General features: G+C 64.1%; 4 protein-coding genes and 1 pseudogene. All 5 read right to left on the bottom strand.

Features of this window, described 5'->3' with window-relative positions; genetic code table 11:
• Positions 1 to 2,967: DNA-directed RNA polymerase subunit beta (gene rpoB / locus ACTHLF_RS11015; RefSeq protein WP_440327383.1), on the bottom strand; the 2,967-nt coding region annotated here is incomplete at its 3' end.
• Between the two features lie 239 nt (positions 2,968 to 3,206).
• A complete protein-coding gene (rplL, locus tag ACTHLF_RS11010) occupies positions 3,207 to 3,578 on the bottom strand; it encodes a 50S ribosomal protein L7/L12 (protein WP_440327381.1) in 372 nt (123 codons plus the stop codon).
• A gap of 49 nt (positions 3,579 to 3,627) precedes the next feature.
• Positions 3,628 to 4,152 carry a 50S ribosomal protein L10 gene (gene rplJ / locus ACTHLF_RS11005; protein ID WP_440327379.1) on the bottom strand — a complete coding sequence of 175 codons (525 nt, stop codon included), beginning with the start codon at positions 4,150 to 4,152 and terminating at the stop codon, positions 3,628 to 3,630.
• Between the two features lie 335 nt (positions 4,153 to 4,487).
• Positions 4,488 to 5,195 (bottom strand): 50S ribosomal protein L1, encoded by a 708-nt coding sequence (rplA, locus tag ACTHLF_RS11000; RefSeq protein WP_440327377.1) that lies wholly within the window; start codon positions 5,193 to 5,195, stop codon positions 4,488 to 4,490.
• A 3-nt stretch (positions 5,196 to 5,198) separates the two neighbouring features.
• Positions 5,199 to 5,409, bottom strand: a pseudogene (rplK, locus tag ACTHLF_RS10995) (50S ribosomal protein L11); the annotation flags it as partial.

The raw sequence follows: 5,409 nt of genomic DNA, 5'->3' as shown, positions 1-5,409 counted from the left end.
GAGATCCTTGCGGATACGCTTCAGCTCGGTCTCTTCGATCTGCTTGGCGCGCTTGTCCTTCTCGATGCCGTCGCGGGTGAAGACCTGCACGTCGATGACGTTGCCGTCCATGCCCGGGGGCACGCGCAGCGAGCTGTCCTTAACGTCCGAGGCCTTCTCGCCGAAGATGGCGCGGAGGAGCTTCTCTTCCGGGGTGAGCTGGCTCTCGCCCTTCGGCGTGACCTTACCCACCAGGATGTCGCCGGCCTTCACTTCCGCACCGATGTAGACGATGCCGCTCTCGTCGAGGCGGGCCAGGGCCTGCTCGCCGACGTTCGGGATGTCCGCGGTGATTTCCTCGGCGCCCAGCTTCGTGTCACGGGCGATGCAGGTCAGCTCCTCGATGTGGATCGAGGTGTAGCGATCTTCCTGCACGACGCGCTCGGAGATGAGGATCGAGTCTTCGAAGTTGTAGCCGTTCCACGGCATGAAGGCGACGAGCATGTTCTGGCCGAGCGCGAGCTCGCCCAGGTCGGTCGACGAACCGTCGGCCAACGTGTCGCCCACGGCCACCACGTCACCGACGTTCACCAGCGGACGCTGGTTGAGGTTGGTGTTCTGGTTGGAGCGGGTGTACTTGGTCAGCGTGTAGATATCGACGCCGGCATCATCGTCGCCCACTTCGGCTTCGTTGACGCGCACGACGATACGGGCGGCATCGACCTGGTCGATGACACCACCACGCTTGGCGGCCACGGTGACGCCCGAGTCACGCGCCACGGCGCGCTCGATGCCCGTGCCGACGAGCGGCTTCTGGCTGCGCAGGGTCGGAACGGCCTGGCGCTGCATGTTCGCGCCCATGAGTGCGCGGTTCGCGTCATCGTGCTCGAGGAACGGCACGAGCGCGGCTGCCACCGACACCGTCTGCATGGGCGAAACGTCCATGTAGTTGATCTCGGCCGACGGACGCAGCTCGGACTCGCCGCGGAAACGGCAGGACACGAAGTCTTCGAGGAACTTGCCTTCCTTCGAGAGCGGCGAGTTCGCCTGCGCGATGACGTGGTCACCCTCTTCGATCGCGGAGAGGTAATCGACCTTGTCGGTGACCTTGCCGTTCTCGACCTTGCGGTACGGCGTCTCGAGGAAGCCGTAGGCATTGGTGCGGGCGTACACGGCCAGCGAGTTGATCAGGCCGATGTTCGGGCCTTCCGGCGTTTCGATGGTGCAGACGCGGCCGTAATGGGTCGGGTGCACGTCGCGGACTTCGAAGCCGGCGCGCTCGCGGGTCAGGCCGCCTGGGCCCAGTGCCGAGACGCGGCGCTTGTGCGTCACTTCCGACAGCGGGTTGTTCTGGTCCATGAACTGCGAGAGCTGCGACGAACCGAAGAACTCCTTCACCGCCGCCGCGACCGGCTTGGCGTTGATGAGTTCCTGCGGGGTCAGGCCTTCGGATTCAGCCAGCGACAGGCGCTCGCGAACCGCGCGTTCAACGCGGACGAGACCGATGCGGAAGGTGTTTTCCGCCATTTCGCCGACCGAACGCACGCGGCGGTTACCGAGGTGGTCGATATCGTCGACCGTCCCGATGCCGTTGCGGATATCGATGAGCACGCGCAGCACGTCGAGCACGTCGGAGGTTTCGCCGAGCTCGCCGATGAGGCGCTGGCACTCTTCTTCCTTACGGTCGCTGAAGTACTTGTGGTCGTAGAGCACGCCCGGGCCCACGACGTCCTTGCGGCCGACGCGGCGGTTGAACTTCATGCGACCCACGGCCGACAGGTCGTAGCGGTCGAAGGTGAAGAACAGGTTGAAGAACAGGTTCTGCGCGGCATCCTTGGTCGGCGGCTCGCCCGGACGCATCATCCGGTAGATTTCGACCAGGGCCTCGAGCTGCGTGCGCGTGTTGTCGATGCGCAGCGTGTTCGAGATGTACGCACCGCGATCGAGGTCGTTCACGTACAGCGTCGGCACGGTTTCGATACCGGCCTTGCGGAAGTGCTCGAGGTGTTCGAGGGTCAGCTCGTCGTTGGCCGCGGCGATGACTTCGCCGGTGTCCTTGTCGATCATGTCGATCGCGACGATGCGGCCGACCGGGTAGTCGTCCGGCACTTCGAGCGTGGCGATCTTCTCGTTCGCCAGCTGGCGGACGTGGCGCGCAGTGATGCGCTTGCCGGCTTCGACCAGCACCTTGCCATCGACCACGAGGTCGAACGAGAGGGTTTCACCGCGCAGGCGCTCGGCGACGAGATCGAGCGTGACCGCGCCCTTCTTGCCCAGGTGGAACACGTTGTGCTCGAAGAAGATGCTGAGCATCTCTTCGTTGTTGTAGCCGAGCGCGCGCAGGAGCACCGTGACCGGCAGCTTGCGGCGGCGGTCGATACGGGTGAACAGCGCATCCTTCGGGTCGAACTCGAAATCGAGCCACGAACCACGGTAAGGAATGACGCGCGCGGAGAACAGCAGCTTGCCCGAGCTGTGGGTCTTGCCGCGGTCGTGGTCGAAGAACACGCCCGGCGAACGGTGCAGCTGCGAGACGATGACGCGCTCGGTGCCGTTGATGATGAAGGTGCCGGTGTCGGTCATGAGCGGAATTTCGCCCATGTAGACTTCCTGTTCCTTCACGTACTTCACGGCCTTCTTCGAGGCCGGGCTGTCCTTGTCGTAGATGACCAGGCGCACGGTGGCGCGCAGCGGCGCACCGAAGGTCATGCCACGGTTGCGGCACTCGCGCTCGTCGAACGCCGGCTCGCCGAGGCGATAGTCGACATATTCGAGGGCGGCGTTGCCGGAATAGCTCGAGATCGGGAACACCGACTTCAGGGCCGCGTGCAGGCCTTTCTCTTCACGCGCCTTCGGGTTGGTGTGCTCCTGCAGGAATTCCTTGTACGAGTCGGTCTGGATGGTCAGCAGGTTGGGCACGCCCAGCACGGGGGGCCGCTTGCCGAAATCCTTGCGGATGCGCTTCTTCTCGGTAAACGAGTAGGTCATGTTTTTTACCGCCTCGGTAGTGCCACCGCCTGGCGTGCGGTGGCTGAAGGTGAATCGAAAATCGGAGATCGGGATTCGAACCGCGGAGCCCGCTGGAGGCGGCTCTCGAATCGCGATGTCCCATTTGCGACGGGATGGAACAACTACACGTACAGCATTCAGAACGGCCAAAGCCCGGGGGCTTACGCCCCCAGGCCTGGCTTGACGCTAAGTCGAACGTAAGGCGCGCAAGGCGCCGATTACTTGAGTTCGACCGTGGCGCCGGCAGCTTCCAGATCCTTCTTGAACTTGGCAGCGTCTTCCTTCGAAGCAGCTTCCTTCACGACGCCACCGGCTTCGGTGAGGTCCTTGGCTTCCTTCAGGCCCAGGCCGGTGATGGCGCGGACGGCCTTGATCACGTCGACCTTCTTGTCGCCAGCGGACTTGAGGATCACGTCGAACTCGGTCTGCTCTTCAGCAGCGGCAGCGGCCGGGCCGGCAGCAGCAGCGGCAACCGGGGCAGCAGCGGAGACGCCGAAGGTGTCTTCGATCGACTTCACCAGTTCCATGATTTCCGTCAGGGACTTGGCCTTGATGGCTTCAACGATCTGTTCGGTGGTCAGGGTGGACATTGTTTCTTACCTTCTGAAATGGGTTTCGATGAGAAAAGAGTCAGCGAGATCAGGCTTCAGCCGGGGCTTCGGCGGCGACTTCGCCACCACCCTGCTTGTCCGCGACGGCCTTGATCGCGCGAGCGAACATGGTGACCGGCTCGGCCAGCACGCGGGCCAGCATGGCCAGCGCTTCTTCGCGGGTCGGCAGCGAGGCCAGCACGTCGACGTGCTTGGCGTCGAACAGCTTGCCCTCGATGGAAACGACCTTCGGCTGGAGCTTGTCGTTGGTCTTCGCGAATTCCTTGATCAGGCGGCCAGCGGCGCCCGGTTCCTCGGTCGAGAACGCGTACAGCAGCGGACCGGTCAGGGCGTCAGCGACGACCTCGAACTCGGTACCGGCAACAGCGCGTGCGGCCAGGGTGTTCTTGACAACTTTCAGGAACACGCCCGACTCGCGAGCCTTCTTACGCATCGCGGTCATCTGCGAGACCGTGGTGCCTGCGTATTCGGCAGCGACCAAGGAGTGTGCCTTCGCGGCAACCTCAGCGAGCTCTGCGACTACTTCTTGCTTCTGAGAAAGATTGAGAGCCATTGCACTCCTCCAATTGAACTCCGCTCACGACTCCTGCCGCTTGCGGTCCTGGGCGACATCATCCTGACGTCGGGGACGGGCTACGTCCCGGGGGTGGTGGCCATTCCAGAGTCGAAACGATTCCAGAAGGGGCTGCACCATCTACGCCGGCTGGGCCTTGGGACCCGATTAAGCGAACCCGCTAACGATGACGGCGGTTCCTTGCCAACACGAGCTCCCTGCTCGTCGCCATCGCGCGCTGATCGCGCCTGCGGTCTTTGACGGCTGCCCGATGTTTCAACCGGGCTGCCCTCAAAAACGTGCCCTCGCCGGCGAACCGGCGAGGGTCGTAACACTTACTTGGCCGAGGTGTTCACGGTCGAGGTATCGACCGGCACGCCCACGCCCATGGTGCTCGACAGCGCAACCTTCTGGATGTACTGGCCCTTCGCGGCAGCCGGCTTGGCCTTCACGAGGTCGCCCAGCAGGGCATTCAGGTTGTCGGCGAGCTGGGCAGCGTCGAAGCTGGCCTTGCCGATGGTGGCGTGGATGATGCCACCCTTGTCGTTACGGAACTTCACCTGGCCGGCCTTGGCGTTCTTCACGGCCGTGGCGACGTCAGCGGTGACCGAGCCGTCCTTCGGGTTCGGCATCAGGCCACGGGGACCGAGCACCTGGCCGAGCTTACCGACGACGCGCATGGCGTCCGGCGTGGCGATGACGCGACCGTAGTTCAGGTCGCCCGCCTGCATCTTCTCGGCGAGGTCGTCCATACCGACGGCGTCGGCGCCAGCGGCGAGCGCGGCGTCAGCCTTCTCACCGGCCGGAACGAACACGGCGACGCGAACGGTCTTGCCGGTGCCGTGCGGCAGCAGCGAGGAACCGCGGACGCCCTGGTCCGACTTCTTGGCGTCGATGCCGAGGCGGATGGACACGTCCACCGACTCAGCGAACTTCGCCTTGGCGTTGTCCTTGACGATCTTGAGAGCTTCGTCGATGCCGTAGGTCTTGCCCGGCTGGACGGCGGCCGCTGCGGCCTTCATACGCTTGGTGATCTTTGCCATGTCTTAACCCTCCACCACCAGACCCATGGAACGCGCGCTGCCGGCGATCGTACGCACGGCGGCATCCAGATCAGCAGCCGTGAGATCCGGCTCCTTCTGCTTCGCGATTTCCTCGAGCTGGGCGCGGGTGACCTTGCCCACCTTGTCGGTGTTCGGCTTCTGCGAGCCCTTGGCCACGCCCGTGATCTTCTTGAGGAGGATCGAGGCCGGCGGG

It is taken from the genome of Luteibacter sp. (assembly GCF_051958795.1).
Taxonomy (GTDB): Bacteria; Pseudomonadota; Gammaproteobacteria; order Xanthomonadales; family Rhodanobacteraceae; genus Luteibacter.
Note: the sequence above shows the minus strand (reverse complement) of the source record. Positions and strands in the feature narration are given on the sequence as shown.